Here is a 26,225-nt window from a genome sequence, read left to right as displayed (position 1 = left end):
ACTCAAGCCCTTAATCGGTGCAGAGCCTGCGTGCCCAACAGTTTTTTGGCCACAGGCGCCTGTTCATAGAATGCAAGCAGGGTCATCGAGCGGTAAAGGCGCACGACGGAGTCCACCGGCCCCGGCAATCTTTGCAGGAAATGATAAAACCTTTCTGCGCGGAGGTTCCGTGCCAAGGGACCGCCCGCGCCGACTGAAATAAACACAATGCAGAAGCTCAGGAAAAGCGAAACGCTTTTAACCGGCAGACGAATATGAAAGGGGGCAGCAGCAATGGCGCGCGTGACGCTGCGTGCGACTTGCGTTATCACCATTGGCTTTTCTTCCCCATTGAGTAATGGCCATACTGGCGTCATTGTCGCCACGAGCACTCGATCGAATGCCATTTCAGTTCCCTCGAGCCAGAAAGATGATGCCAGCCAAGATAAGGGCAAGACCGATCCATTTGTGGGGGCGGAAAGGCTCTCCGAAAACATAGTACGACGCAACCATCAGCATCGCGAATCCGGAGCCCGCCAAAATCGGATAAGCGATGGACACTTCCATCGAATCGAGAGCCTTTGCGAGCAACACGACGTTGATACCATAAAATGCCAGCCCACTTAAAAAGCTTATGGAAAAGAACTTGTCGGCCACTCCGGCGTCGGCGGGCAGCGAGACCCGGCTCCATTTCAGCAACATATTGCCGATACAGGAATTCAGGCTCGCAGCAAAAACCAGGATCATGGGTAGCGCGTTCATCTCGGGATCATCCGCAATACGCGTGGAACCAGTGCAAGGATCCGCTGCTTGACCGGCGACCTATGATGTGACGCTCCTCCTTCCGAGAGAGCCTCCCTGTTCGACCGGTACCAATCATAGGATTCAATAATCATCTGGGAATTTGAATACCTCGGTGCATAGCCAAGTTCCTTTTGCGCTTTTGAAATGTCGAAATACATAGATCGGCCATACATCAGCGAGTGGTACGGCCCCAGAGGAGAAAGGCCGAGCAAACTTGCCATATTCGCTGCCAGCGCCGTCGGTCCCACAGGGATGGATTTAACTCGGCTACGGGTTCCGGCGTGATCGATTACAGACTGAAGAAGTTCACGCATTGTACCGAATTCGGCGGCACCAATATTGTATGCGGCAAACCCTCTTACATTGGACGCTGCAATGCATGCCCATGCCAGATCATCCGAGTGCACGAACTGATACTTGTTATTCCCGCCAGCCAGCACTGGAACATCGAACCCCCGTTCAATCCAGTCAAAAAGGATTTGAACGACGCCCAAGCGCCCATGTCCGAGGATAGTGCGAGGACGCACAATTGCCACATCCAGACCATGGCGCTGCATTGCTTCCTTACAGATAAGTTCTCCAGCCAGCTTTGCGCGACCATAATCTTCAGCCGGATCCGGTTCTGTCTTTTCTGTTACGGGGTTCGACTTCGGCGCGCCAAAGACAGCGCTTGAGGACGTATAGACGAACTTTTCCACTCCAGCGGCGACTGATGCGTCAACAATAATCTGAGTGCCGTCCCTGTTGACAGACCAGAATAGATCTATTTCCTTAGCCAGTGGGACTTGCGCAATGTTGTGAAAAACCTTTCCCATGCCGGCCACTGCTTGTTTTGCCGCATCCCGGTCCAGAATTGTGCCTTTGAGAAACTCAAGATTCGGATGGCTCATGCTCGGGGGTGTCAAATCAAAGACGCGAACGGAGGTTCCTTGCTTGAGCAGTTGTCTGCTCAACAATTCCCCAAAATATCCGGAGCCGCCGGTAACTAGAGCCGTGTTCACTTTTCCTAACCCAGAAAGTTTGTGGGATCTCAAGAAAACCGCTGGAAGCAACGCCCGCAAATGCAGTTAGCCTCGTAGCTGACCACTGTCCTAAGTTGCAACGGCGGTCCCAGGACATCGTTTTGAATTCGGGTCGGCAACGCTTGACGCACGCCGCCCGTATCCGATGTGAAGTGTCATTTGCCCTTTCCTGAACGTTGATTAGATTGGTCATAACAAGGGCTGCTCTGTTGCGCCGCCACGAGGCTCACAGAACAGGCTGGCCGTTCTTCCTCAGTCCCATACCGTAAGCGGGCGCAGCAGCAAGCTGGGCACAATGTACCCAACCGGTGAGCTATCGTGGGATAATTCCTCCTCCTTGGCGCAGCGCTTTTCGGACGGTGGGTGCATGTATCGTGCCATACGGCAACATTGTTCTAAACCAATCAGATGGCGCTCATCGTGCCTTGTCCTGGGTCCGACATTGTCGAGACTCGGACACTGCGCTTATCAAGACGAAGAATGCTTGGTTATCTCCTTCTGGAGCCGCGAGGCCGGCGTTTGCGACGCACCTACGGCAGATAGCCATAGAGGCCGAACCCCTAATCCTTCTTGCCATAAATGAAGCGGCAGATCCTCTTTGCAGATGCGAACAAGACTGATGCTGTCGGCCAGAAAACGCCCGGCAATTTGTTCCGGTGACCAGTGAGCCTCCAGTTTCTCAATGACCATGCGACGCAGATGCGGGTGACGTCGCAGCTTTCTCAAGCGTCGCCGGCGTTTCTTGGCGATATCGTCGGCAACCGTCGAGACGTAGCCACTATATTCGGGAAGTTTACGGTCATGGAGCGTATTGCGCCTGATCTCACGATAGATGGCACCGGGGGGAGAAGAGCGGCCCTGATGCGAGACTATGGCAAAGTACACTCGTCATTCTGGTCCAGCGCCACCATTCGATCCATGAGCGAAGACGACAGGGCGCTGGCGATCTATCTGCTGACCAGCCCGCACGGCACTATCGCTGGCGTCATGAGGCTACCGGACGGCTACGTTTGCGAAGACCTTCAGTCGGATATCGAAAGGGTTCGCAAAGCGTTCAGCGAACAGTTCGCCAAGGGTTTCGCAAACCGTTGCGAAACGACGAAATGGGTCTGGATCAGGAAGCATTTCGAGTGGAATGCACCGGAGAATCCAAACCAGCGGCTTCGATCGGATTCGGGGCGTGGACGGGGTAGGGGGTATGGTTTCCCTAAGCCGCGATGGCGGACCGATAGCATGCGAAGAGGATATCCAGGCGCTGATGTCGGCAGGCTTCGACAAGCAGCAAGCCTATCGCTTCGCCAAGGCCAGCGCGACGGAAGATGCTCGCCACAAGCGCCGAAAGCACCTCAATACGCAGCTAGGGCGCCTTTTGCCACGAGGGCGCGGCCGAACCGTTTCGCTGCGCTATCACGCAGAGAACACGCTCGGAAAGCTGGACGAGAAGTTGAAGGCGCACGTCTTGGGGATAATCGAACTGCTGAACAGGCTTGAGGATGACGTGAGCCTTGATGAATTCAGCGAAGCAGCATAGATCATTTGTCGTTGGGATGACTGTTTGCGCTCCACATGCTTTGCGCTCTGCTGCTGCCGGTCCCGCCGCCGATCATGTGTAAACGGCCCAATAGAAGAACTGCGCCGTTTTGGACGCCTGCAAATCCCCAGTGTTGAGCGCTCTGCCGCGCCAGAACGTATTTGGATGAACGATTCTCAAAATGGCAGGATTTTTTTGACCGGTCCGGGGATGATTTTTTGAATGGGGCCTGGAACGGTTGGGACGGGGCTAGGGACATGCTGTAGTATATTTGGCAAGGGGTTTGACGATCCCCCTGGCAAACCTGGGACCGTACCGGGAAGCTGCGGGACCCCGGTAGGTAACCCTGGCACTCCGGCCGAACCTGTGGGCAATTGCGGAATTGCTTTCAGCACTTGCGTCAGCAGCTGGAGTGGCGCGGTTAATGCGTTTGCCACATCCGACACCGCTTTCGTGACGGGTTGAGTCTTGTCTGCAAGCTCGTTCGCCTTGTCGACCAGATCACGAGCATTGTGGAGTTCCGCCACCCACTTCCGCGGCGGCGGTGGCACGAGGTCGTATCTGTCGGCTACTATGACCGCCAAATAAAAGGTGCCGAAAAGGACCCAAATTTTCAAGAAAAATGTAATTAGCTCTTTGATCATGGCGCCCGCACCTAGCCGAGTCATCTTCTGCTAGCTCGATTAGTGCAAAATGCCTGTGCATTGACGGTTCCGTGGTAATACAAATTAGTCAATGTCGGGCAAGCGACGCCGTCTTCAAAGTCATATGCTTCACGTTCAAGAGGCATGCAGCGGTCTTGCCGCCCACCGCAACGAACATATTCCTTCGAATATTCGCATTTAAAGCTGTCGGTTGTCGCCATCCGCCTATATTCCCGAATATGCGTCATTTCGTGCGCGATGGTTATCGCCGTCTCCAAGGGTTGATTGTTCTTAAAGAGATCATCGTTGATGCAGATCAAATTTGGATCAGGTGTCATGCCGGCGGTATGTTGTAGAAGTCTGCACCAGCGTATCGTCACACCACCGAATTCTTGGGAAGCAAACAGCCTGGTCTGCACGAGGACGTCTCGGGATGAATTGATGAGGTAGTCCGAGCCAGCTCCGTAGAACGGCTGAGAGAATACGACGGCTTTCGTGATCGTTTCGAATGCACTTGAGCAGGATTGCTCCAGCAGTTTCGTCACTTCATTGACTAAGCTCGGTATTGAGGGAAGGCTGTGTCCTCCCGCTCTGCAAATGCCCTTCGCCGCCTCGCAGCTCGCTTTGCATGCAGGATCACAGATAGAGTTTCTGTCGAAGGGAGTTATCTGGATGGTTCGGCAGCACTTGTTGTTGCAGTCTGTGTTACACGCATCCGCGCGAGCAAATCCAGGCAACGCAGACAGCAAAAAAACAATCAAGAATCGTTTCATTGGCCCAGCCCTAATTTAAGCGAAGAATAATATCGCGAAGAATGTGTCGCAACCTGTCCGTTTGGAGGATGGTAGGGGAATTCGCGCGCAGGCAGGGCAAACGGTAAGCCGCGTGGCTCATAACCTCGAAACATCTGGTTCAATTCCGGAGCTGCAACCAAATTCACGCAAGCGCTGGAACGCCTCAGGTCAGGAAATATCCTGCAGGCCGGAAATGGCAATCATGAGCCAGGGGCGCGAAACAGATCGGGAAGAGGTGACATTTATCCGCCGGCGCTACGGCGTCGCTTCCCGGTACAATTTCCGCTGATGGGTAGTGAGCCAAGCGTCCATTCACGAATATCGGTTGCTGCGATCGTTGCAACGGCGGAGCCAAATCAGGACGGCAGATAGTGATTCGTGAAGGTCGCGGTTCGGGAGTGGCCGTTCCGTCCTGAGTAAAGCGCTACGGCGCTCAGACGGTAGCCTTCGCCGCCTTCAAGATCGATAAGGGAACGTTAAAATGGTTTGGTTTGTCGGCCCGCCAGAGCGTAAGATTGAGGGCAAGCCTTCAGGCTTATGGCATCTCTGCGCTCAGAGCGATGAGGGCGGCGGCTTTCACGTCGGCTGCGACCATGATCACTTTTCGCCAGCGGAGGCCCTCGCATGTAGGGAGGCTAACGTTGCAATCGGCAGCGCCACTGGCTTTCCCTATAAGCCGGCCAAGATCATCGTTAATCGCGATGAGCACGAGATAGATGGTAAATCTGTCAGCCACGAGCAGATCTGCCAACTCGCAAAACAGCCTGCATATGTGAGCGTCACCTACGAAGGCGAGCGCCGCGATGACATCCAGCGCTCTGGCTTCATGTACCTAGGGAAACTGGTCAAGCTCGAAGACGGCATGATCTTCAATTGCATCGTCACGGATTCAGCATGACGACCATCCCCTATACCCAATCCGAGCAAGACAAGGCCATGGCAAACGCGGCGCAGGCTATTCGCCGCGCCGTGACTTGGCAGACAAGCTTGATCACCGGAAGATAATCTGGACGGTGGTGATATCGCCGTGGTCAAGAACATAGTTACCAACAACGTCCAACTCGTCGCGAGCGATGAAATCGACGATGAGACTGATTGGCAACGGATGATCCGAAGAAGGATGATCCGAATGCCGACATGCGCGCATCCAAGGCGTGGCTTCAGGACATCACGGATGCCGAGAAGTATTTCCAGGAATACCCGGACAAGTTCGACAACATCGATAAGGTGTACGCCAACCTGAAGGCGCTTTCCGGCGAGAATGCCGAACGCGAGATGCAAATCCTCTGGGCAAACATCGAGGTTCTAAAACCTTCGATCTATGCCCGGCCGCCCGCACCGGTGGTGACGTCACGCTTCAAGGATCGGAAGGCGATCACCGCCATGCCAGCGAGATTCTTGAACGTTCGCTCGTAACGTCCTTCGACTTGCAGGACATCCACGAGAGCATGAAGCTCGTGCGTGATGACCTGGCGACCAACGCCCGCGGCGTCATGTGGCCTCGCTATGAGGCGAATGAGGATCAGAGCCATGAGGTGGTTGAATAAGACCATCTCGATCGCAAGGACTTTGTCCATGGTCTGGCTCGAAAGTGGAAAGAAGTGCCATGGGTTGCAAAACGCACCTGGCAAACCATTGATCAGACGCGCAATCGCTTTCAGCCGAGCAGCGGCGACGCTTATCGGCCGCGCCGTTAGATTAGGGGAGTGCTCCAAAAGAAAAAGCGCCACGAGGAGCGCCCAGATTGTTATTCCGTGAAACTGTTCTACTGTGATGGGCTCAAGGACCAACAGGAGCGATCGGAGACAAGCGTGTTGACCTTTCTGATCTCCGATAAGTGGCGCCCGTAATTCGCGCGCAATCAGGTCGTGGATATCAATGGCAAATGGATCGAAGGGCCGGTCATGCGTCGACGGAACGGCTCAGCCATTGAATATCGCGAGTTGACCGAAGGCGAAACCCTTCAAGATCGCTGGATCGGCTCTATCCGCGACTGACGACCATGGGCGCACCGCGGCGAAGAATTTCGCGCGATCCACGATGTTTTTTCCTTTTTTGGATAGCTTCGGCAGCAACCGGCATTCAGTTTGATTTCATCGTGTGGTAACGGACCGTTGCGCGAGCAAAACGCCCCCCGGAAATTTGCTCGCGCACAATGAACCACACCCGGTTCCTCGGCCCTGCCTCACTGCCTTGAGGTGGGGCCATTTCACTAAAGACCGCTCCAGAACGTCACAGCTTCGCCGCCGCGGTGAAGAAGTCGTCGATCTGCTGGGGCGTGAAGCCCATCGCCTGAAAGCCCTCCTGCATCATCGGCGACGATTTGACGAACGAGCCGGAATATTCATAGGCGATCTGCACCGATCGGTCCTGCGTTTTCACCCATCCATCGACCTGGTCGAGAAGGCCTGCAGCGAGGAGCTGCAGTTTGAATGGCGCGCTGAAACCATCTCAGGGACAACGATTGGCGCAACATAATCGGCGATCATGCCCCCGCCATTTACCCAATCGACTATGATCTGATTGACCTCTGCGACGAAGAATTCCCCTTCGTCGGAAACGATACGGATGGATTTCGGATCAGATGACGTTCGTGTGACGCCGGGAGAAAGCGTCTGGTCAATCGTATCGAGCACCGGCGAGATATCGACCGGTGTGGCCTGCCCGCGAGCGGCGCCGTAGAGTCGGTTTGCTTCAGCGTTGCGAGCATTCGTCAAGTCGGTCATTACCCGCGCCCCACTGTCGGGAGCATCGAAGCCTTCGGATATTCGACGGCGCAACGTCCGTCGTCTTCAACTGCGGCACCGGCGCTCTGGCATGTGCTCGGCCCTCGAAATCGCCCATGTGGCGTTCTCCGCGGTCGCTGCCACCGGCAAGATCAAGCCGGCTACAGTGTCCAAGGAAGGCGCCGCCTACGCGGGCGTCGAGACGATCTGCGCCGATCCATCCCACACCACCGCCGTCAATGCCGTTGTGCTCGTCGCACAGGCCTATGCGGTCGTCTCCAGCGCTCTCCAGCAGGCCAAGGCCGCTCAGCAAAGGAAAACCATCATGTTCAATACGAACGCAATTCACAATCTTCCGAATATCCTGATCGCCGTTCTCGCGGCCGTCACGGCATTCCTGATCGCCACCGGCTGCACGACGACTGCGGCCGGCCTCCTGGAATGCTCGCAGTCCTCGATCAGCCCGACCTACACGACGGTTGCGATCACCGTTCTTGCGGCGTCCAAAACGCTGATCAACGTCATACGAGACGGTTTCGGCGGCCTCATCAAGCCTGAGCCTCCGGTCGAGAAATGAACAGCGCCGTTCTCCTGACGTTATTCTTCGTCTGTGCCGGCACCCTTGCACTCGCCATCGGTGCCGGTCTCCTCTCCATTCCGAATTGAAAGACGTGAAAAACAGTGGCTGACGAAACCGGAGATGAAGAGATGCAGATGCCGGAACGCGCGAAGAAGATGGGGGCGAATATCAATACCCTCGTTGGAATTCTCTCGATCGCCTCTTCGGTCGGCATAGGTGTTTGGGTCACGGCGAACAAAAGCCGCGACATCGAGGACCTGCAGGGCTGGCGAAAAGACTTCATCGTCCAGGCGGAAGCGAATTCAGCCCGTGTCGATCAGCGCCTGCAGGCGATCGAAACACGACAGTCGACCGCCGAGGGCGATATCAAGACGCTCGGCTATCGAATGTCAGCAAGCGAGCAATCGGTCGGGTCCGTGCTTGCCTCGATCAAGGATCTGACGTCCTCGGTTCACGAGCTGAACGGCGACGTGAAGGTAGTTCCCGAGATTCTGCAACGGCAGGATCGGCAGAGCGGCAGTCAGCGCTGATCTGTCGCAGCTCTTCACCCCTGTCGAAGATGTGGCCGTGACATCGTCGCAAAAAGAAACCCGCCGGAGCGGTCACTTCATTCATGCCCATTCGCGAGGATCATGATGCGCTCTTCCATTGTAAGGAATTCTGGGTCTACGCAGTTGTCATCTGAAACGGGTGACAACTGCGAACCTTCATCCTTGGGTCAGCGCCACTTACGCTTTTGCCAATTCCGGGGTAGGCGCCGTGCCGAACAGGCCGCGTCCGCAGGCCGAAGGGCGTATATCATCCACGCCATTATCATGTTCTAATTCAGCGGTCGGAAGTGTGCCTCTGACGATTGAAACAGAGCACTTCATGGAAACTGTGCCCCTATCCCTAATCGGATAGGGGCTTTTTCGTGGGTTCGCGACGGTGACAACTGGCTAATGAAGGTACTCGGAGGGCGCGATCTCTTCCCGGCTTCTGGCGGCAGCGACCACTAATCGGCGCCTGTTAAGGACAACCCTGATTAGTTTTCGACCGTTCGGGCTCATGGGGTCGATATTCTGCCTTTTGCAACACCCGCTCACGGCGTCTACCAGAGCGTCAACGTCTTCAAAATCGTGGAAATAACAAACATCAAACGCCATGCGTTCCTCCTGAATAAGGCAGAAGCGCGTATGATCTCCCAAGCGATCGTAGCCGTAAAATGCCGATCGATGGGGCACAGTACGCCGGAAATGGGTACATGGCAAAGAAAAAGCCCCCGCCTACTTGCGTTTCAGCGGGGGGAGGAAATATGGCAATATATTAGAATTCGCGAGTGAATGCTCAAAGGCCAAACTTAAGGTCACAAACCCTGTCCGAGCATTTTTGGTAACTTTTTATTTCCAAAAGCACGCAAAAGTTGTGCTACGCGCGTGGCACCCGATTCTTTGAATGGTCTTGTCCCAATGCCGCTATTTATTGTTTTGAGCGGGTGCTGTCGCGGGCGGCGTTGTGGTGGTCGGCTGTGTCGTCGTCGTCTGGGGTGGGGCGTCAGGGTTTGTCGTGCTGGTGTGCGGCCAGAAAGCCCAGGCGAGAGCTGCGACCACAATAATCGCGAGAATGACGACCCATGGCACCCAAGGTTGCCGACGTACCGGTGTCGTTCTGAGATCTGGGTTCGGCCTGTTGAAATCGTCGCTCATCGGAGTGCTCCTTTGAGACTTAACCTCTAGCTGCAGCTAAGGTTCCTGACCACGGGGCGTTGCGGCGAAGTTCATGAACGTGGGCTAATGGGCCTGTCTCATCGGCCACGCCGTCCCATCCACCTCGCTATCCTCATCCAGTTCCTGCACCGGCAGACATGCCCGATCACGGAGTAGATCTACTCGAACAACTGCGATGCGAGATAGAAGTGGCCGCCCATGCTCTCTATGGTCGGCTCCGAGATGTTCTCGTCGCTCGGAAACAAACTACTGTCTTGACCGTAGTCCTTTCCGGGCTCACGCGGTTGCCGATCGAACGATCGGTTTCGGAATTCTGCGGACCAAGTCGTTGGCGGGAGACGCAATCTGATCAGTCTCATCGTAGATCAAGTCGAATCCCAAGGTTGATCCACCGAAGCCGCCGGCAATTTCTCCCCAGCTCCAGTTGATAAGTACGGGATGGCCGTGAGCGGCTGCGCTGTCTTCCACATCCTTAAGAAAATCGGACTTGTGATATTCAAAACGCAGGCGGTCAGGGGTAACGCCTAGGTAGGCGAAAGCGACCACCGGCAGAGCGCCAAGAAATGGCGCGACCGTTACTGACAACATCCGCCGCCAACGTACCTTTATCGCGTTCGAGGCAATGAAAAAGAGCCACGCAAAAAAGGCGACGAGCGTGGGGCCGAGCCACAGCAAATCGCCTTCCAAATAGAGCTCGTATGCAAAACTTATCCCGTTGATGACGTCAACGTAGAGAACAAACAGAAAAGCCCAGAGTATATAGGAGAACTTGAATGCATCCCGAGCCGGGGATGTTGTGTGGGCAACTAAATCAGACAAATTCCTTCTCTTCCTGCCGACGAGTTGGGATCACATCAGCGCCGAAAACGGTTTCGCTCGTTGAAAAAATCGGTCACTCGCGCGAACAAGCTTCACGCCCGGTGAACGGCTCAAATTCATCATCGCCGTCGAGATATTCCAGCTCGTGATCAATGTGGTCGATCGCCCAACAGAGCGCCTCGATCTCGCTTCTCAGGTGCTCGGCCAAGTCCTCGGTAATGATGGCGATATCGGCCGCAGGCAGAGAAGCCTTGCTGTTGATGATCTTGATCGCGTCAGCCTCAAGGCCGGCAAGATGATGCTTCGCCCGCTCGATCTGGAACAGTAGCGTGCTACGCTGATCCATTAGGTATTCTCTGGTTTCGTCGATCATTTCGGCACCCGGCACGGCTCAGCACAAAAGAAAGCCCTGAGGGGGAATCCGCAGGGCCAGAGAAGTGAGAGATATCGGATGGAAAGGAGCTCCGATAACTTTGGTCTAAAGGACGTCATGTCCTGACCACGATGGCAGAAGTTTGCCAGAATTCCGCCTCGCCGTAAAGTTCAGACTAATGGTTGGTCACCAAGCGGACCCTGAAAGCTTCGTGCGTCAATGAAGAAGCTGCGCCACCATCAGCACCAACGTGCTTAGGCCCGCGCACACCGTCCAAGCAGTCAAAATCGAAGTCGACATATATCGCTCCTCAAATCAGATTTTGCGAGCTGACTACTGCAGCGGTGGGGCGGTGTTCTCATGGGAGGGAAAAGATGAGAGCGACCCGACCTGTGGTCGCCGATCACGTCGCAGCTTTCTCAAGCGTCGCCCGCGTTTCTTGGCGATATCGTCGGCAACCGTCGAGACGTAGCCACTATATTCGGGAAGTTTGCGGTCATGGAGCGTATTGCGCCTGATCTCACGATAGATAGTCGATCGGTGACGGCCGAGCTTACGTGCCATCTCGTTGATCGGCACCTTGCGCTCGACTAAATGATGCAGGCGCCGCCGATCGGCGAGGGTCAATTGCGAATAGTGCATAACGACAAGTGTGGCGTAATCAGCAATATGAAACTGGAGAGCGGTTTTCCGGTGACGCTCGAAGCTTTCCAAAGAAAAATAGCCACCAATATAGACCCCGTTGGGAAGATGTCTGCTGACATCCCTACTTCTGCGAAACGTATGGCACGGGCGCGGACTTGCGCGCAGCCGTCGGGCGCTCCACCAGAATGGTTGTTCGCGGGAGGTCGTACGCCACGCTCAACGCCTTGAGCTCGTCGTCCAGGCGCTTGTCCGCTTCGTTGAGGCGGTGATGAAGGCGATGGTAATCCGTCCAGGTCGGCGTCCGGAAGGTCTCGAGCCATCGCGAAGGCTGCTGAACGTCGCGCGTGAGTGTCCACTGGCGTGCACCGACGCGGCTTTGAACTAGCCGACGCCTGCGCATGATTTCAAGAAAAAGGTCAGCATTCTCGTCCGCCACAGCGTATTCTGTCGTGACCAGAATCGGGCCACTTCGCGGCTTCAGATCAAGTGCCGGCACAGGCGCATCGAAAGCGCCGGAGGCTTCGAGCTCCGACTCTAGGCGGTTGCTGATCGGGAGCTTGAGCCCAAGTGCCGCAACAACCAAGGAGGACGCAGCAGAACATGCCAGGGACAGGGAGAGGGAATGATTTTCCGCGATAATTCCCCAGAGCCAACTGCCCCCGGCAATCCCCCCATAGGTGAAGGCGCTGTAGATGGAAATCGTGCGACCCACGACCCAACGTGGGCTTGCCAACTGCACATTGACGCCGAACCCCGACCATCCTGTCACCCAGCCTGCGCCCCCGAAGGCAAGGCAGACTGTTGCAATGATAAGGGAGGACGTCAGAGCAAGTGAGATGGCACATGCCGCACACGCGACGCATGCCAGAACGATCAGCAGCTCCTGCGTGACCGCGCGCCTGAGTGGTGGGTTCACGAGCCCCGCGACCAGCGCGCCGGCGCCAAAGCCCCCCATGAGAATACCGTAGTCGATCGGGCCGCCCTTCAAAAGGTCTCTCGCGACGAGCGGCAGGAGCGCCAGCATTGAGGTTCCGGTCAGCCCAAAGAGCGTCCCGCGGACAATGGTCGCCTTGATTTCGGAGGATATCGCGGTGAAGCGCAGGCCATCATAGATGGCCGTCATGAGCGCTTCCCGGGGGAGGGGCGACGCTTTCACGGTCCACTTGTTTCGCCACAGGGCGGTGAGGGGCGCGACGAAGCCGAAGGTGGTGAGCGCGAATGTGACGAGCGGCCCGAATACAGCAACGATGATGCCGCCGAGGGCGGGACCGACGCTACGGATCGTGTTGAAGCCGACGTTAAGAAGTGTCACGGCCGACGGCAGATGGCGGCGCTCCAGCAGATCGCCAAGCGAAGCGCGCCAGGCAGGATCACTCAGTGCGATACCGCAGCCGTCAAGGAAACTGAACGCCAGGATCATCCATGGATCGGTGATGCCGAAGGCCATGAGGATCGTCAGCATCGCCGAGGCCGCCATCATCAGGCTTCGACCGACGATCATGACCATGCGCCGACTGTAGTTGTCGGCAATCGCGCCAACGAAGATCGCAAGAAAAAAGGCTGGCAGCGTGGATGAGGCCTGAACGAGGGCAACCATGACATCGGACGTCGAAACCGTGGCCATGAGCCAGCTGAGCGCTACCGTCTGCATCAGCCAGCCCAGGCTCGAAAGCTGCGACGCGAAGAAAATCGAACGGAACGTCGAATTCTTCAGTGGCGCCAATAGCACTACGGATGCTGTCTCTTCTATTGAAGGCATGTCATTCAGTCTCTTTCGGGCGGGTCACTTCGGCCGTGCTTGACGGGCGTCATTCGGCGATGAGGGAAAGGAGTCGTACTTCGGTCTGCCATCATTTGTCGCCTGCCCAGTCGACGCTTTGTCCAAGAGTTCGCGGGCCAGGTTTCGACGCGTGGCGGCAAGGCCGGAATTGAAAACCGAGGGAAAAGCGGCTGTCGTCGAGCAGGGATCGACGACAGCCGAGCGAACCTGGATGGCAGGGGTTGATGCCACTCCCAGGCCAGGAGCTGTGTTCGGCTTGCGGCTAGTCTCCACAGTCTGAACCGTGAGGTTTTGTTTCTGGCCGACGCCATTATGGGACCGTTGCCGCTGCTCGATAAATGGCCTCATCGCAAGATCACCTCATGGACGCGAAACGCGCGCGACCGGTTGGCTCCGGGTCCGTCGCGCGTCTGTTGTGCGCTCAATCACAAGATCAGTTTCCGGAGGCTTGTCACTCATATGCAAAGCGGCGAGAAGCTGTACGACTTCCTGATCCGACGGGGAGAGACGATGATGCAAACGCAGGAAATCCATCCAGGTCGGCGTGCGGAATGTTTCTGTCCAACGGGAAGGCTTTCGAAGATTTCGCTGGAGCGTCCAGTCGCGTGCGCCTGCCCGGGCCAGGGCGTATCTTCGAGTGCGCATGTGATCGAGGAAGATGTCCAGGTCGCTGTCGTCTATGGCATATTCCGTCCGCGCTGCAATCGGGCCGCTTCGGGGCTTCAGATCAAGCGCCACAGCTGGCGCCGGATAAACCGAGCCCTGCTGGTCTGCCTCGGCCGCCAGATGCACCGGCAGGACGAACCCTGATGCGGCGACGAGTAACAGGGCCGCTGCGGCAAGTTCGAGAGAAGATGCAAGCGAATAGGTCTGGGCGACGGTGCCCCAGATCCAGCTGCCGGCTGCCATGCCGCCGGAGAGGAATGCGTAATAGATGGAGAGCGTACGGCCGACGACCCAGCGCGGACTTGCCAATTGCACCCAGACGTCGAACCCGGTCCAGGTGATGACCCAGCCGGCGCCTCCGATGACAAGCGCAAGTGTCGCCAAAGGTACTGAGGAGGTGAGGGCAAGTGAGATGCAACAAAACGCGCAAGCGATGGAAGCGATCGCCATCAGCCATTCCTGAGGAATCAATCTCCTTAAGAGCCGGTTGTTCAGTCCGGCGATGCAAGCGCCTGTTCCGAAACCGGCAAACAGTATGCCGTAGATGATTGGTCCGCCGGCCAAACGATCGAGGGCGACAAGCGGCAGAAGAGCAAGTATGGCAATGGCGGCAAGGCCGAAAAGGGCGGCACGTATGATCGCCGCCCGGATGTCGGAAGAAAGCGCCGTGAACCGCATTCCGTCATGGATTGCTGTTGAAATTCGCTCTGCAGGCAGCGGAGACTTGCGGACGTGCCACTTGTTGCGCAACACCGCGCCGAGAGGCGCTAAGTTGCTGCAGGCGGCAAAGAGAAAGGCCGCCAACGGACCGAGGAACGCGAGAATGGCCCCGCCCAAAGCCGGTCCAACGCTGCGCGTCATGTTGTATCCGACCGACATAAGCGTCACCGCAGCCGGAATATCTCGCTTGTCGAGGATATCGCCCACGGAGGCATGCCAAGCGGGGTCATTCAGCGCAAAGCCGCAGCCTGCGATAAATCCCAGACCTAGAATGAGCCAGGGACTGACGAAGCCGAAGGCGGCAGCAATCGCCAGTACGATGGAAGCGAGCGCAATCAATGAGAGCCCGGTGATCATGACCAATCGGCGGCTATAGGTGTCGGCGATCGCTCCGGCGGGAATGGAGAGTATGAATGCCGGAAGCGTCGTTGAAGCCTGCACAAGCGCGACCATCAGATCCGAAGCGGAGATCGTCGCCATGAGCCAACTGATCGCGACGGTTTGCACCAGCCATCCCAGGTTGGCGACTTGCGTGGAACTCCAGATCGAACGGAATGCTATACTGCGTAGCGGATCAAGGGTGGTTGGGCCGCGCGCGGTGACGTCTTCGATCTGCATTCTTGATGGCTCTGAGCTTCGCATCGACACGGTGACGCCACAGACTATCCGCAACTCGGATACGAATTCCGGCGTTATCGAGGTTCTTGGCGCAGGAACTCTGCGTTGAGCGGGAGTGTATCAGCCAGTCCGATTAGTTCTAGCACGTTGCTGGCTTATTATTGAGCTTGTATGCCGTTTTTCCTTCCTGAACGATGATTCCTTTGGAAGCGCGTACCGGAGCACGCGCAGTTCCTCCTCATCGTCGAGGGAAATTTCCAACACACGATTGACGAGATCATCGTCGTCGTCGAGTTCGGCCAAAGCCTGTTCGAACAGCTCGATCTGCATCTCGAGGTCCATACCGGACGGGCCGTTTAGGCAGATCAGCCCGGCATGGATGGCAACGTCGGCATATTGCCCTTTCGTCCCGGGCTTGTCTTTCGGCCCGCGGAAGTCGACCAAGTTATTCGTGACGAACGTCCAGTCGCCCTCAAGAATGATCGGTTTGAGCTCCCAGTCTTTCAGGCCACCCAGTTTCATCCAAACGACATGGCTCGTTTCGCCATAACCTTTTTCCCGCGCCATCTTAGCCAGTTGAGGACTGAGGCACTCATCAATCAGAAACTTCATCCCGCCTTCCTGCGACGGGGACGCGACGATCTGTGAGGATGACCGAACCTTCGGGGAGCTCGCCCAGCACGCGGGGCCGCCCGCGCAAGGGATTAGCTTCCGCATAGATTGTCGCGAGCCTGATCTTCTCTCTGTCCAGGCTAGGCCAGGTTTCGAGAATGCGCTCCGTGGAATTGCCCGCGGATACGGACCCGGCAACATCATGGACAGGAACGCGGGTGCCTCGAATGACAGGCGTCCCACCAAGGATGTCGGCCGACGATGTGACGACCTCCCGTGCTGCGGCAAGGTCGTCCAGCCGCTCGCTCGCGCCCCTCATAAAGGGCATTAGATCGATCGTCAGAAACTCGTGGTGCACGGTCCAATCTTCAAGCAATAGGGCGGACCACGGGAGGGTGCGGGCTCTCGCGAGTCGGGGCTCTGCCGTCCGGATAGTAAACAGGCGTTCTTCCGAGGTAAGGCGGCGGGCGCTTTCGAAGTAAAACGTGATAAGCGAGCAGGCTCCGGCGAGGACATGACGACCGTTGTCGAGCGATATGAACGCTGGCAAGATGTGCTCGTCGATAACGCGATTGACGTCGCGCAGGCTCACGCGCGAGACAACGGCAGCCTCGCTCGCCTTCAGCATCTCGGCAACTGCGGGCATGGTTGAGCCTCGTATTAATTCTTCCGATGGGTCGGAATAATAATTTGTTGGGGAGGATATCAAGGCCTGGGACGGATCGGCGGTCGCCGGTTGGACTTGAGGCATTGGGTTGATGAGGACGAGCCAAGATCGAAATCGCCGCTGGTCATCGTTATGTTGGTGCGCTATTTCGCTTCTTATGACGTCCTGTTGCGGAATTCCGCATTTTGCTTTATCTTAGAGTCATACGAAATTCCGGACACCGGCCCGCAGCCAAGCGATATTCCGCATGAGCACCACGATTTTCAATACTCTTGGCGAGCAACTGTTGGCCGCCCGTAAACGACGCGGTCTCAGCCAGCCTGCACTTGCGACAAGGCTCGGCCGGGACCGGGCGCGAATATCGGAACTCGAAAGGGACCTTGCAACCGATCGACGGGGTAGGGATCGACTGACGCTGTTTGCCGAAATCTGCGATGCCCTCGACCTTGTGCCCGTCCTGCTGCCGAAGTCCCGGATCGGGGAAGTAAGGCAGCTGATTGGCGATGCTGGGGAACAGCTGAATAAAGGTACGGCGGTGAGCGCATTTGAGGAACTTTTCGTCGATCTCGATGAAGACGACAATGGGGAACCGTGATGGCGAAATCATCGGCGATCCTCGGCGTCCATCTTCTCGATCAGACACTCGGGAAGGTTAGGGTAGGGACCCTGACGCGCGATAGTGACGGCGCGGTCGCGTTTGTCGTTGCCGAAACATTTCTGCGGGATCCAAGGCGGCCAATTTTCAGCCTGGGTTGGTTCGATCCTGACGATGACGAGGGCACACGCAATCGTCTGGCGCGGCGTGGCGACAAAATTGGGCTTCACGGCACATTGCCCCCATGGTTTTCAGGATTGCTTCCCGAGGGCGCCCTCAGGGATCTCGTGTTGAACGAAATGGGGCCTGGCGATCACGACGAGTTCGACGTCCTGACCCGCCTTGGTGGCGATCTCCCTGGCGCAATCCTCGTCGTACCGGAAACCGCGATCCCAGCGTCAGCCGGGCCAATCACCATCGAAAAGGTACATGGCGTGGATGTCGCGCTGCCCGACGGCGCGGTTAAATTCTCGCTCGCCGGTGTGCAGCTCAAGTTCACGGCCAACGTCGAGGGCGACAGATTGACAGTTCCCGGTCGCGGTAACACCGGCCGCTGCATCATCAAGGTGGCAAGCGAGCGATACCCAGGGCTGCCGGAAGCTGAACATGCGGCCATGCAGATGGCAAGGACGATCGGCGTGCGAACAGCAAACTGCCGGCTTGTCTCCAGCACCGCAATCAGCGGCGTCCCTGCGGAACTGTCGGCTCATGGCGAGCGCGTTCTCGTCGTCGATCGCTTCGACCGCGCCGACGATGATCGTCGCATCCACATCGAAGACGCGGCCCAAATTCTGGGAGCGATAGGCGATCGAAAATATACGATGGCGACGACCGAGACCATCATCAACATGGTGCGCCGCTTCAGCACCGACCATCGTGATGACATATTGGAAGCTATCCGCAGGGTCGTTGCAGACGTGCTTTTAGGAAATGGCGACAACCATCTCAAGAACTGGTCTTTCCGTTTCCCGGCACCTGGCGAAATCCGGCTGTCGCCGGCCTACGATATTGTCCCGACCGTTCTTTACATGCCGTCCGACACTATGGCGCTGAGGTTCGTCAAAACCCACAGCTTCGAAAGCGTGAACCTGCATCGCTTTGAGAGGGTCGCAAGTTTTCTTCGCCTGGACGCGAAGCTGATCACACGCGAGGTCGTTGCGACAATCAGACGTGCGCTTGAACATTGGCCGACAATGGCACCTGAACTGCTCGGAGAATCGAAAGCCAAGCAGCTTCTTGATCGCCTCGAAACTCTGACCCTGGTGGACGAAGTGCGGCGTCAATCGTAGTCTTTGGCTCACATCGGTCCGGGCCTTGCACTCTCTCTAATTCGCCCCTATCTTTGGGGGTGTATTAGAAAGGGCAATAGGGTGGAACATCTGACGACGGCACAAGCGGCTTTTGTGGTTGATGCGCCTCTAGACACTTTCAAAAAGGTTGTCGAGCGCGCGCCGATCAAGCCACAACTCGTGAAGCGAGGCGGTCGGAATATCAGGCAGTTCGGTCAAGCCGAGCTGGTATTTCTCCATGCCTATGACGAACTCAAACAGGCGCTGACACCCAAGAGCCAGTCCGAATTCTACGAGGCGTTGCGAAGCTCTCTCAAACGCGGTCACGCGAAAGAGGTCGTGTTCGGTAAACAGCGCTACGACATTGGTCAGCACCTGGTCTTCGTCGAGCGTAAGCTGAAGGAACTCGACAAGCTCACTGCTCAAATCGACCTATCCGGCAAGGAACCGCTAATCCGGGGAACGCAAATCGAGGCGCATCGGATTGCCGCTCTCCTCGACACCGGCGCCACTGTCAAAGATGTCATGCGCGACTATCCCTCTCTGAAGGAACAACAGATCGTTGCAGCGCGAGTCTATGCGGAGGCGCATCCGAAGGCAGGCAGGCCATATCCGAAGCAAACGGCAAAGGCCGCCATGCGAGCCGCCGATCTTAGTGCGCTGGATGATTGAGCTTGAAATATCTGCTCGATACCAATGTTCTGAAAGAGATAGGTCGACCCGTGCCGCACGAAAATGTGGCGGCTTGGCTCGATACGGTTGACGATACCGATCTCGCGATCAGCGTGACCTCGGTCCGAGAGATCTCGAAAGGCATTGAAAAAACGCGGAAAACCGACGACGCTGTGGCGAACGAGATCGCCAAGGCGGCCGATGCCATCTTCGCAGCCTACGATGTGCGTATCCTTCCTGTCGATGAAGCTGTCGCTCGCCGCTGGGGGCAGATGCTCGGACACTCCGACAAGAACATTGACGACAAAGGATTAGCCGCGACGGCGCTGGCGAATGGTCTGGTCATCGTCACCCGCAACGTCGCTGATTTTCAGGAGCGCGGCGTCACAATCATGGATCCGTTTAAGAAGGCGACCAAAGACTCCCGAAATATTGCACGATGAACTTCGGCCATCCATTATGCAGCAATTTCAGGTTGTTACATAGAAAAAATCAGATAAGAATTATTATGGAACACCCGAGCGGTTTGACGGCTGTTGCTCAGCCGAACGCAGCGCAATTTCGATGTGTTTGCGAGACACGCCGATTGCTTGAGCGCGGGGTCGAGACGCTCAGGGAAAATACAGGCGCCCACGATAAAGACGCCCTCTTTTTTCTCGCCGCACGGTCCAACGGAATCGATTTCGTCGATGAAGAGCAGACTCGGTGCGTTTGAGCGTGCACGTGCAAAGTCGAGACCGTCTACGCCACTCGGCAACGTCATAAACGAGCGTTAACGTCCAATCGCAGGCCGCGCCGTAGCCTCTTACGCTACGCAGGTCCGTACCACCTCGCCAGACTTCGCTCGGTTAACTTTGGCTGCAATTGCAGCAAACGCAAACGCCCCAATGTCTCATCGAAACCGCAACCCTTTCGAATGGTCTTCCAAAATAGGCCAGGCGCAATGGCCACGGCTTCCGCAACGGCTCCCTTGTTAGCTTGAGGTTCGGAGCCTCTTGGTCCGCGTAAATTCGGAGATCGCCGCCCATTTGTTCGGCACTTCCACGCCGTGATCAAAAAGGAGAGCACGCTTGGAAGTGTCGATGGCGTTCTCCGCCTGATTCACCGCCCTGCGGTCGCCAACGACCAATACGAACCCAGGTGGGAAGAAGATTGCTGTCGGCAACGTCCACGAGCTAAATCGAACATCATGATTGTATAACGTCGGCGTGAGAAAAACCCTGGGTAGCTTCTCCCGGAGACTCGTATATGCTGCCTGACGAATCTTAGTCCGCAGGCAACGAGATCGCGATGGCAATGCACCAGCTCCCCTCACCACAAAGCGGCTCGAGCACTCGGCCGCGACTCTGGTGGATGGCATTTCTATTTCCCGGGAAGGCCATCTTATGGTTTCAGTATCACTTTCCTAAATTCGGCAATGTCATTGCTACTGGCCGCCGCTATCGCAGCCGCACTTGCGAAATAATGTACTCGGCCGTGTTTTGGGTGCTAGTCGTCGCCTGGCTGTTTGCACTTTTGCACGGCGCACTTCGGTAACACCTCGATGCTGCCATCTCGAACCCCAGAGTCGCGGTTCCGGTGCCTTTCCAAAAAGCCACACCCGGCGAAAAAATATCTTTGAGCGCTCTTTTGTAAATGCAGCGCCGACGAGAGCTGCTATGCATTGTTCACAAGCTTGAGGAGAACCACATGCCGAATCCATTTGAGCAAATCCCCTTTGATGGCGCGGAGTTCGTGGACAATCCCGAACCGCGTTGTCCCTGCCTGTTATTGCTAGACGTCTCTGGTTCGATGCGGGGACGCCCGCTTAGGGAACTCAATGAAGGTCTCGTTCAGTTCAAAGACGAGCTCTATGCGGACTCTCTCGCATCTAAGCGCGTTGAGATAGGCATAGTCTCCTTCGGCCCTGTGACCATCGTCAACGACTTTACAAGCATGCAAAACTGGATCGTCCCCGAGTTAGCCGCACAGGGAGATACGCCAATGGGCCATGCAATCGAGGAAGGGCTCCGGCTTCTGCGCGACCGGAAGAACTCCTATCGCCAAAACGGAATCTCATACTATCGCCCGTGGGTTTTCCTGATTACGGACGGAGCCCCAACAGACGCCTGGCAGAGTGCGGCGGCGCAGGTCAAGGCTGGAGAAGTTGAAAAGGCCTTCAGCTTTTTTGCTGTGGGCGTCGACGGCGCTAATTTCGAAACGCTTTCCCATATCTGCGTGCGCCAGCCTTTGGCGCTGAAGGAACTCAGGTTCCGAGATCTGTTCCAGTGGCTTTCCAGCTCTCTAAGCTCCGTCTCGCAATCCAATCCCGGTGACGCCGTTCCTCTCTCTAATCCTGCAACGCCAGACGGATGGGCCTCAATCGCATGACCGATGGCTGGCGATGGGCTGCGGCCCGTGCTTGTGGCACCTCCCATGTGAAGACGGGTTTGCCATGTCAGGATTTTGCATTGAGTGAGACTTTAGCCAGCGTCGATGAAACCGTCATGGCAGTGATCGTTTCAGATGGTGCGGGAAGCGCAAAACTGGCGCAGATTGGTTCAAAATCAGTCTGCATCGGTCTGCTTCGGCTCATCCGTGGATATCTCGCAAATCACTCCCTCTCCCAGCTTCGTGAAGAAATGGTCTGGGACTGGATAGACGATATCCGCGAATACATCAGCGCGAAGGCTAGTCGCTCTGGAACACAGCGACGCGATTTCGCGGCCACAAGCGTTGCTGCTCTCATGTCTGAAAACGGTACTGTGATCTTTCACATCGGCGATGGCGCGGCTGTCGTACGCTACGAAGGAGACGAAGCCTGGGATGTGCCGTCGTGGCCGTATCAAGGCGAATATGCATCGACAACCAGCTTCATCACCGATGATCCCCAACCGCATCTCACTTTCGTTCGAAATGACCGTCGTGTCGATCGATTTGCAGTCTTCTCCGACGGCATCGAACGTCTAGTCCTCAATAGCGCAAATCGTTCGGCTCATGAGCCATTTTTCAATCGGATGGTGACGCCGCTGGCTCTTTCGGAGGAAGCCGGCAGGAACCTTCCTCTGTCGATGGCGCTGCGAGAATATCTTGAAAGCCCATCCGTTTGCGAAAGAACCGATGACGACAAGACGCTCGTACTCGGTGTGCGCAAATGAGCACTATCGTATTCGGATCGGATGGGAGGAAGGTGACGCTTGGCGGGATGCTAGGAAAAGGCGGCGAAGGCGCGGTCTACCACGTCCACGAGGAGGGCGATTTGGCGGTGAAGATTTATAATCCCGGCAGGGCCTTCGAGAGGAAAGCAAAAATCCTTGCCATGACGTCGGCCGCACTCCACAAGACAACCGACATCGTCGCCTTCCCGATCGACACTGTCAGTGACAAGAGCGGAATGTTCATGGGGTTTTCCATGAAGAAGGTCGCAGGTTTTAAGAATATCCATGAACTCTATGGGCCTGGCAGCAGGCGGACGGAATTTCCTTCTGCCGACGCCCGGTTCCTGGTGCGCAGCGCGTTCAATCTTGCGAACGCGTTTGCTGCAATCCACAGCACGGGCTGCGTGGTCGGCGACGTAAACCACTCCGGCATCCTCGTTTCAAACCAGGCTATGGTAACTCTGATCGACAGCGACTCCTTTCAGTTCAAAAAGGGGCCAGAGGTCTATCGCTGCACCGTAGGCGTGCCGGATTACACGCCGCCTGAGCTGAGAGGCGCGGACTTCGAAAAAGTGGTTCGGATGGCGAACCACGACAACTTTGGTCTAGCCGTCCTCATCTTTCAGCTGCTTTTTCTTGGGAGACATCCGTTTGCTGGGAAGCATCTCGGTCCTGGCGACATAGACATCCCGACCGCTATAGGCGACCACCGTTTCGCCTATAGCGCACGCAGGGCTGAGACGCGCATGGAACCTCCGCCGCTAACACCAGCGCTGGGTGACTTTGGCAAGGAGGTTTCCGACGCATTCGAATCCGCTTTCGGAAAGAGTGGTGATCTTCCGGGCGGTCGACCGAATGCGACCTCGTGGGTCCAAATCCTCGGCAAGCTCGAGAAGGGTTTGCTGGAGTGCTCTGCTGACAAATCGCATGCATATTTTCGGAGTTCGTCGTGTCCCTGGTGCCGCCTCGAGAAATCGATGGGCAGGAGCCTCTTCGCCGCGAAGATTTCAAGCACTGTTTCCACACTGAACATCGGTGACCTCATTGCTCTGATCAACCGTCCCGCTCCACCAAACCAAGCCCCAGCACCTGAAAGCATCATTGCGGTTCCGTCTCTCACCCGCAGCCCTGTGGCGGTATCCTTCTCACGTGGAAAGCAGCTGGCGTTTTTCGCCTCGGTTGCGGGACTGCTGATAGGTATTTTCCTTGCAAACCAGTTGAATGGCTTCTGGGGTGCAGCTCTGGTTATCGCATCAATCATAATGATGATCCGATCCCGCCGTCCTGCGGAAGAATTTAGGGTCGAACTGCAGGCGGCTACCGCAGCATGGGAGGAGAAGAAGAAAATTTGGGAAGAGCACGCCGGGCCTGCCGTGTTCCTGAAACGAAAAAGCCACTATCTGTCCCTGGCCTCGGCTCATGGCAAACTTCCGGAACAGGAACGCGAACGGCTCGCCGAGCTCGAGCGAAAGAAAAGAGACCTTCAATTCAGGAGCCACATGCAGGGGCACTTGATCTCCCGCGCAAAAATCGCTGGCATTGGACAGAGCAGGACGGTAACGCTCTCGTCGTTTGGTTTTGACAGCGCGTGGGATGTGAAGACTCGCTCGGTTTTAGCCGTTCCCGGCATTGGTCCCAAAAAAGCCGACGCCCTTGCGAATTGGTCGTCGTCTGTTGAAAAGAAATTTGTATTCAATAGTCACATTGCCACCGATCCGCAGGCTATCAATGAGGTCAAAACGGACATAGCGCGTCAGAGGGCTGACCTGGAAGGAGAGCTGAGGCGTGCTCCGGATGAGCTCAAGGAACTTCTGGATACTGCCTCCGAACTGCGAAGGAACCCGCCCCCGCAATTGGTTGAAGCGTATGTGCGGCTTAAGCAAGTCCAAATGGATATAGGGTAACGGTGACGCGCGTGGCCGGAGCATACCGAGACTTCTGGGTAATGCTGGCGATGATCGGGGGCGCTGTCTTCGCAGCGAATACGACGTCAAAGCCGGGAACGGCGTCTCACGCCCCTGTTTCGTCACTTATTCCCTCTCGCAATCAGATCGTGACAGCGCCGGTTACTACCCCAACACGCGCTCAGGAAAAAGCGCTTCCCGCGTCTCAAACTTCGGTGGTAACCGCGACTCCTGCAGGTGCAGAGCCGTCGCCCACATCTTCCAGTACAGCGAATGCGACATCCGTTTCGGAAGCGGCTCCGTCTTTCTCCGCACCTACGCCTCAAAGCACCGAGGCGAGCCCTCGGCTTCCGATCACGCAGCCAATCACGAGCGGCGCCCCTGAACCTGATCCCTACGTCTTCGATGGATTGATCGCGTCCATCGAGAAATCGGAGGCGACCACCATCGCGCCTGCGGTCGATCCTTTCGATAAGGCCACCCCGCCCCCTGCCGCGAGGTTCGCTTACATTCGGCTACCTCTTGAACTCAGAGACGGCCCTGGTCCTAAGTACATCGTTGTCGGCAGTCTTGGGCAGAACGCCCTTGTATCTCTTATGGAGCAAGAAGCGGGTTGGACCCACGTTAGCGCCGGCGACGCCATTGGCTGGGTGCCTCCTGGGACGATTTCCTCCAGTCCGGTGCTTTCTGTTGCTCGCAAACCGACTCCTGCAGCACGGTCAGTCGAAACTCCACGCCGCGAGGGCGGCCGCTAGTTGATCACGGGCTGGCGCACTGCCTCCAGCCCAATCCCCGCTGATCACACCATCCAGAGCTATTCAAATCGGCCTCCAGGATCGAGCGCGATTTGCATACTTCAGCGTCGACAGCGTTCCCAATCGAGCAGGCGGTAGCGTCGAGAATCCAACGGCGGATGATACGATCGGGGCCGGCGACTGCTTTGTCGGTCTCAATGACCCTGCCCGTCTCACTGACTATCCTTCGACTAACCGGGTCCCAAGTCAGCGCCAGGTTGACTGCGCCTGAAGCACCCTTTTTTCTGGTTGCACTGAAGGCGTACCAGTCGACAACGCCGAAGACTGAACACTTGTCTGCACAAAGCGCATGAACTGAACCCGGCCGCGCTGTGTAGATTCTTGTCGGCCATCGGTCCACGAAAGCGCTCTTCTCCTTAAGCACATCTTCTCGCGAAAGGTCTTTTCCGTAGTACTGGATGCGGTCGGCATAGACGTTGCGAAGAAAGGCTACCGCCTCGCTGCTCGAGCCCGACCATACCCGCTGGAACTCATTGAACACTTCCACTGCCCCTGCTTGATCGGTAGGCTGAATGTCCTGCACTTCATCTGCCGAAGCGCTTTCTCCATTGAGCTGCGCCGTTACCAGCTGATAGCCCGCCATATCGACAAGATTCAATTCTTTCGATTGCCCCAGCGGCATTGACAACGCTGCGTCCAGAAGCGAAGCGCTGACACCCATCGTGCCGAGGTAGTCTTTGAGGGCTGCTGACACTGAGGGATTGAGACGACCGTCAGATTCCGCAGATGTCGCAAACGTCTCTACAGATATGCCTATGCTCTCATCTTCGGCATAACGATTAAGGCCACCCATAAAAGCCAAAAGGCAGGTTTCGAGACAAGGGGAGCCTTTTGTCTGGAGCGTCGGAAGGCCGGTCTTGCGGATTGCCTTCCCGAAAGCCATCGCGATTGATCGATCGCCACCCGCCGAATTAAACGCGATGTATTTGGCCGGGCTCGCAGCAAGTTCTAAGGCGATGCGTTGAGGATCATCGCCAGTCTCGAAGCTGCCCTCAACAAGGAGGATCGTGGTCCCGTTCGTCGTGGAGAGATGACGGTAGGAGACCGCAGCAGTCGCGGCGCCCATCGAAACCGAAACAGACAAAACAATTGTGATAATCGTATAAAGGAAACGCCGTTTCATTCGC

The 26,225-nt window shown here is 56.5% G+C and carries 26 protein-coding genes, 1 tRNA gene and 2 pseudogenes; 13 read left to right on the top strand and 16 right to left on the bottom strand.

Going from position 1 to position 26,225, the window contains the following annotated elements; translation table 11 throughout:
• Positions 1 to 2: 2 nt before the first annotated feature.
• The 4 genes and pseudogenes from CCGE531_RS32030 to CCGE531_RS32015 all read right to left on the bottom strand — a co-directional run.
• The gene (locus CCGE531_RS32030; protein ID WP_245459568.1) at positions 3 to 386 is read right to left on the bottom strand and encodes a hypothetical protein; all 384 of its coding nucleotides are present in this window, start codon (positions 384 to 386) and stop codon (positions 3 to 5) included.
• Between the two features lies 1 nt (position 387).
• The gene (locus CCGE531_RS32025) at positions 388 to 741 is read right to left on the bottom strand and encodes an SMR family transporter (RefSeq protein WP_120670919.1); all 354 of its coding nucleotides are present in this window, start codon (positions 739 to 741) and stop codon (positions 388 to 390) included.
• Positions 738 to 1,784: an NAD-dependent epimerase/dehydratase family protein gene (locus CCGE531_RS32020; protein ID WP_120670918.1), complete on the bottom strand. Its 1,047-nt coding sequence runs from the start codon at positions 1,782 to 1,784 to the stop codon at positions 738 to 740. Before CCGE531_RS32020 ends, CCGE531_RS32025 begins: the two co-directional genes overlap by 4 nt.
• 554 nt (positions 1,785 to 2,338) lie before the next feature.
• Positions 2,339 to 2,639: pseudogene (locus CCGE531_RS32015) on the bottom strand (IS30 family transposase); the annotation flags it as partial.
• Between the two features lie 364 nt (positions 2,640 to 3,003).
• On the opposite strand from CCGE531_RS32015, the gene CCGE531_RS34605 reads away from it, so the two are divergent.
• Positions 3,004 to 3,336, top strand: coding sequence for a hypothetical protein (locus tag CCGE531_RS34605; protein WP_162944147.1), 333 nt, complete (start codon positions 3,004 to 3,006; stop codon positions 3,334 to 3,336).
• A gap of 176 nt (positions 3,337 to 3,512) precedes the next feature.
• Here the strand turns inward: CCGE531_RS34605 and CCGE531_RS32005 are convergent, their stop codons facing one another.
• Together CCGE531_RS32005 and CCGE531_RS34600 are read right to left on the bottom strand one after the other, a co-directional pair.
• Positions 3,513 to 3,980: a hypothetical protein gene (locus tag CCGE531_RS32005; protein WP_162944145.1), complete on the bottom strand. Its 468-nt coding sequence runs from the start codon at positions 3,978 to 3,980 to the stop codon at positions 3,513 to 3,515.
• Between the two features lie 20 nt (positions 3,981 to 4,000).
• A complete protein-coding gene (locus tag CCGE531_RS34600) occupies positions 4,001 to 4,753 on the bottom strand; it encodes a hypothetical protein (protein WP_162944143.1) in 753 nt (250 codons plus the stop codon).
• 86 nt (positions 4,754 to 4,839) lie between these two features.
• Here CCGE531_RS34600 and CCGE531_RS34595 point away from each other — a divergent pair.
• The 3 genes from CCGE531_RS34595 to CCGE531_RS31995 all read left to right on the top strand — a co-directional run bounded on the left by CCGE531_RS34595 (position 4,840) and on the right by CCGE531_RS31995 (position 6,190).
• Positions 4,840 to 4,913 (top strand) — tRNA-Met (locus CCGE531_RS34595).
• A 342-nt stretch (positions 4,914 to 5,255) separates the two neighbouring features.
• Positions 5,256 to 5,672 carry a multiubiquitin domain-containing protein gene (locus tag CCGE531_RS32000; RefSeq protein ID WP_120670916.1) on the top strand — a complete coding sequence of 139 codons (417 nt, stop codon included), beginning with the start codon at positions 5,256 to 5,258 and terminating at the stop codon, positions 5,670 to 5,672.
• Positions 5,673 to 5,869: 197 nt separating this feature from the next.
• Positions 5,870 to 6,190, top strand: coding sequence for a hypothetical protein (locus tag CCGE531_RS31995; protein WP_120670915.1), 321 nt, complete (start codon positions 5,870 to 5,872; stop codon positions 6,188 to 6,190).
• Between the two features lie 816 nt (positions 6,191 to 7,006).
• Here the strand turns inward: CCGE531_RS31995 and CCGE531_RS35355 are convergent.
• Both CCGE531_RS35355 and CCGE531_RS35350 read right to left on the bottom strand, forming a co-directional pair.
• Positions 7,007 to 7,135 (bottom strand): hypothetical protein, encoded by a 129-nt coding sequence (locus tag CCGE531_RS35355; protein ID WP_348633052.1) that lies wholly within the window; start codon positions 7,133 to 7,135, stop codon positions 7,007 to 7,009.
• Positions 7,136 to 7,152: 17 nt separating this feature from the next.
• Positions 7,153 to 7,500 (bottom strand): hypothetical protein, encoded by a 348-nt coding sequence (locus tag CCGE531_RS35350; protein WP_348633857.1) that lies wholly within the window; start codon positions 7,498 to 7,500, stop codon positions 7,153 to 7,155.
• Between the two features lie 91 nt (positions 7,501 to 7,591).
• Between CCGE531_RS35350 and CCGE531_RS35115 the strand changes: the two genes are divergently transcribed.
• Positions 7,592 to 8,077, top strand: coding sequence for a hypothetical protein (locus CCGE531_RS35115; RefSeq protein ID WP_245459564.1), 486 nt, complete (start codon positions 7,592 to 7,594; stop codon positions 8,075 to 8,077).
• Positions 8,078 to 8,181: 104 nt separating this feature from the next.
• On the top strand, positions 8,182 to 8,610 hold the full coding sequence (locus tag CCGE531_RS31975; protein ID WP_245459562.1) for a hypothetical protein: 429 nt from the start codon (positions 8,182 to 8,184) through the stop codon (positions 8,608 to 8,610).
• Positions 8,611 to 10,062: 1,452 nt separating this feature from the next.
• Here the strand turns inward: CCGE531_RS31975 and CCGE531_RS31965 are convergent.
• The 7 genes and pseudogenes from CCGE531_RS31965 to CCGE531_RS31935 all read right to left on the bottom strand — a co-directional run bounded on the left by CCGE531_RS31965 (position 10,063) and on the right by CCGE531_RS31935 (position 16,665).
• The gene (locus tag CCGE531_RS31965) at positions 10,063 to 10,605 is read right to left on the bottom strand and encodes a hypothetical protein (protein ID WP_120670913.1); all 543 of its coding nucleotides are present in this window, start codon (positions 10,603 to 10,605) and stop codon (positions 10,063 to 10,065) included.
• A gap of 73 nt (positions 10,606 to 10,678) precedes the next feature.
• Positions 10,679 to 10,978: a hypothetical protein gene (locus CCGE531_RS31960; protein ID WP_245459560.1), complete on the bottom strand. Its 300-nt coding sequence runs from the start codon at positions 10,976 to 10,978 to the stop codon at positions 10,679 to 10,681.
• A 405-nt stretch (positions 10,979 to 11,383) separates the two neighbouring features.
• Positions 11,384 to 11,620: pseudogene (locus CCGE531_RS31955) on the bottom strand (helix-turn-helix domain-containing protein); the annotation flags it as partial.
• Between the two features lie 124 nt (positions 11,621 to 11,744).
• Complete coding sequence (locus tag CCGE531_RS31950; protein ID WP_120670911.1) at positions 11,745 to 13,382, bottom strand: MFS transporter; 1,638 nt, start codon at positions 13,380 to 13,382, stop codon at positions 11,745 to 11,747.
• 381 nt (positions 13,383 to 13,763) lie between these two features.
• Entirely contained in the window at positions 13,764 to 15,407 is a 1,644-nt protein-coding gene (locus tag CCGE531_RS31945) for an MFS transporter (protein WP_120670910.1), read from the bottom strand.
• A 120-nt stretch (positions 15,408 to 15,527) separates the two neighbouring features.
• Positions 15,528 to 16,019 (bottom strand): DUF5615 family PIN-like protein, encoded by a 492-nt coding sequence (locus tag CCGE531_RS31940; RefSeq protein WP_245459559.1) that lies wholly within the window; start codon positions 16,017 to 16,019, stop codon positions 15,528 to 15,530.
• Positions 16,003 to 16,665, bottom strand: coding sequence for a DUF433 domain-containing protein (locus CCGE531_RS31935; protein WP_120670909.1), 663 nt, complete (start codon positions 16,663 to 16,665; stop codon positions 16,003 to 16,005). Before CCGE531_RS31935 ends, CCGE531_RS31940 begins: the two co-directional genes overlap by 17 nt.
• A 268-nt stretch (positions 16,666 to 16,933) precedes the next feature.
• On the opposite strand from CCGE531_RS31935, the gene CCGE531_RS31930 reads away from it, so the two are divergent.
• The 7 genes from CCGE531_RS31930 to CCGE531_RS31895 all read left to right on the top strand — a co-directional run bounded on the left by CCGE531_RS31930 (position 16,934) and on the right by CCGE531_RS31895 (position 24,283).
• Positions 16,934 to 17,281 carry a helix-turn-helix transcriptional regulator gene (locus CCGE531_RS31930; protein ID WP_120670908.1) on the top strand — a complete coding sequence of 116 codons (348 nt, stop codon included), beginning with the start codon at positions 16,934 to 16,936 and terminating at the stop codon, positions 17,279 to 17,281.
• Positions 17,281 to 18,570, top strand: coding sequence for a type II toxin-antitoxin system HipA family toxin (locus CCGE531_RS31925; protein ID WP_120670907.1), 1,290 nt, complete (start codon positions 17,281 to 17,283; stop codon positions 18,568 to 18,570). The genes CCGE531_RS31930 and CCGE531_RS31925 overlap by 1 nt, the downstream gene beginning before the upstream one ends.
• Before the next feature lie 81 nt (positions 18,571 to 18,651).
• Entirely contained in the window at positions 18,652 to 19,242 is a 591-nt protein-coding gene (locus CCGE531_RS31920) for a DUF433 domain-containing protein (RefSeq protein ID WP_120670906.1), read from the top strand.
• Between the two features lie 2 nt (positions 19,243 to 19,244).
• Positions 19,245 to 19,685 carry a type II toxin-antitoxin system VapC family toxin gene (locus tag CCGE531_RS31915; protein ID WP_120670905.1) on the top strand — a complete coding sequence of 147 codons (441 nt, stop codon included), beginning with the start codon at positions 19,245 to 19,247 and terminating at the stop codon, positions 19,683 to 19,685.
• Positions 19,686 to 20,931: 1,246 nt separating this feature from the next.
• On the top strand, positions 20,932 to 21,612 hold the full coding sequence (locus CCGE531_RS31905) for a VWA domain-containing protein (RefSeq protein ID WP_004122927.1): 681 nt from the start codon (positions 20,932 to 20,934) through the stop codon (positions 21,610 to 21,612).
• Positions 21,609 to 22,379, top strand: a complete 771-nt coding sequence (locus CCGE531_RS31900; RefSeq protein ID WP_245459557.1) for a PP2C family serine/threonine-protein phosphatase — start codon at positions 21,609 to 21,611, stop codon at positions 22,377 to 22,379. Before CCGE531_RS31905 ends, CCGE531_RS31900 begins: the two co-directional genes overlap by 4 nt.
• Positions 22,376 to 24,283 (top strand): protein kinase domain-containing protein, encoded by a 1,908-nt coding sequence (locus tag CCGE531_RS31895; RefSeq protein ID WP_120670902.1) that lies wholly within the window; start codon positions 22,376 to 22,378, stop codon positions 24,281 to 24,283. Before CCGE531_RS31900 ends, CCGE531_RS31895 begins: the two co-directional genes overlap by 4 nt.
• 759 nt (positions 24,284 to 25,042) lie before the next feature.
• On the opposite strand, the gene CCGE531_RS31885 is transcribed toward CCGE531_RS31895, so the two are convergent.
• Positions 25,043 to 26,221: a hypothetical protein gene (locus CCGE531_RS31885; RefSeq protein WP_245459555.1), complete on the bottom strand. Its 1,179-nt coding sequence runs from the start codon at positions 26,219 to 26,221 to the stop codon at positions 25,043 to 25,045.
• Positions 26,222 to 26,225: the final 4 nt, after the last annotated feature.

Origin of the sequence: Rhizobium sp. CCGE531, assembly GCF_003627795.1 — a bacterium.
Taxonomy (GTDB): Bacteria; Pseudomonadota; Alphaproteobacteria; order Rhizobiales; family Rhizobiaceae; genus Rhizobium.
Note: the sequence above shows the minus strand (reverse complement) of the source record. Positions and strands in the feature narration are given on the sequence as shown.

Bases quoted from the DNA above. Each gene is read 5' to 3' on its own strand.
- CCGE531_RS32030 (WP_245459568.1), bottom strand. From the start codon at position 386: ATGGCATTCGATCGAGTGCTCGTGGCGACAATGACGCCAGTATGGCCA.
- CCGE531_RS32025 (WP_120670919.1), bottom strand. From the start codon at position 741: ATGAACGCGCTACCCATGATCCTGGTTTTTGCTGCGAGCCTGAATTCC.
- CCGE531_RS34605 (WP_162944147.1), top strand. From the start codon at position 3,004: ATGGTTTCCCTAAGCCGCGATGGCGGACCGATAGCATGCGAAGAGGAT.
- CCGE531_RS32005 (WP_162944145.1), bottom strand. From the start codon at position 3,980: ATGATCAAAGAGCTAATTACATTTTTCTTGAAAATTTGGGTCCTTTTC.
- CCGE531_RS34600 (WP_162944143.1), bottom strand. From the start codon at position 4,753: ATGAAACGATTCTTGATTGTTTTTTTGCTGTCTGCGTTGCCTGGATTT.
- CCGE531_RS32000 (WP_120670916.1), top strand. From the start codon at position 5,256: ATGGTTTGGTTTGTCGGCCCGCCAGAGCGTAAGATTGAGGGCAAGCCT.
- CCGE531_RS35350 (WP_348633857.1), bottom strand. From the start codon at position 7,500: ATGACCGACTTGACGAATGCTCGCAACGCTGAAGCAAACCGACTCTAC.
- CCGE531_RS35115 (WP_245459564.1), top strand. From the start codon at position 7,592: ATGTGCTCGGCCCTCGAAATCGCCCATGTGGCGTTCTCCGCGGTCGCT.
- CCGE531_RS31960 (WP_245459560.1), bottom strand. From the start codon at position 10,978: ATGATCGACGAAACCAGAGAATACCTAATGGATCAGCGTAGCACGCTA.
- CCGE531_RS31950 (WP_120670911.1), bottom strand. From the start codon at position 13,382: ATGCCTTCAATAGAAGAGACAGCATCCGTAGTGCTATTGGCGCCACTG.
- CCGE531_RS31945 (WP_120670910.1), bottom strand. From the start codon at position 15,407: ATGCAGATCGAAGACGTCACCGCGCGCGGCCCAACCACCCTTGATCCG.
- CCGE531_RS31940 (WP_245459559.1), bottom strand. From the start codon at position 16,019: ATGAAGTTTCTGATTGATGAGTGCCTCAGTCCTCAACTGGCTAAGATG.
- CCGE531_RS31935 (WP_120670909.1), bottom strand. From the start codon at position 16,665: ATGCCCGCAGTTGCCGAGATGCTGAAGGCGAGCGAGGCTGCCGTTGTC.
- CCGE531_RS31930 (WP_120670908.1), top strand. From the start codon at position 16,934: ATGAGCACCACGATTTTCAATACTCTTGGCGAGCAACTGTTGGCCGCC.
- CCGE531_RS31925 (WP_120670907.1), top strand. From the start codon at position 17,281: ATGGCGAAATCATCGGCGATCCTCGGCGTCCATCTTCTCGATCAGACA.
- CCGE531_RS31905 (WP_004122927.1), top strand. From the start codon at position 20,932: ATGCCGAATCCATTTGAGCAAATCCCCTTTGATGGCGCGGAGTTCGTG.
- CCGE531_RS31900 (WP_245459557.1), top strand. From the start codon at position 21,609: ATGACCGATGGCTGGCGATGGGCTGCGGCCCGTGCTTGTGGCACCTCC.
- CCGE531_RS31895 (WP_120670902.1), top strand. From the start codon at position 22,376: ATGAGCACTATCGTATTCGGATCGGATGGGAGGAAGGTGACGCTTGGC.
- CCGE531_RS31885 (WP_245459555.1), bottom strand. From the start codon at position 26,221: ATGAAACGGCGTTTCCTTTATACGATTATCACAATTGTTTTGTCTGTT.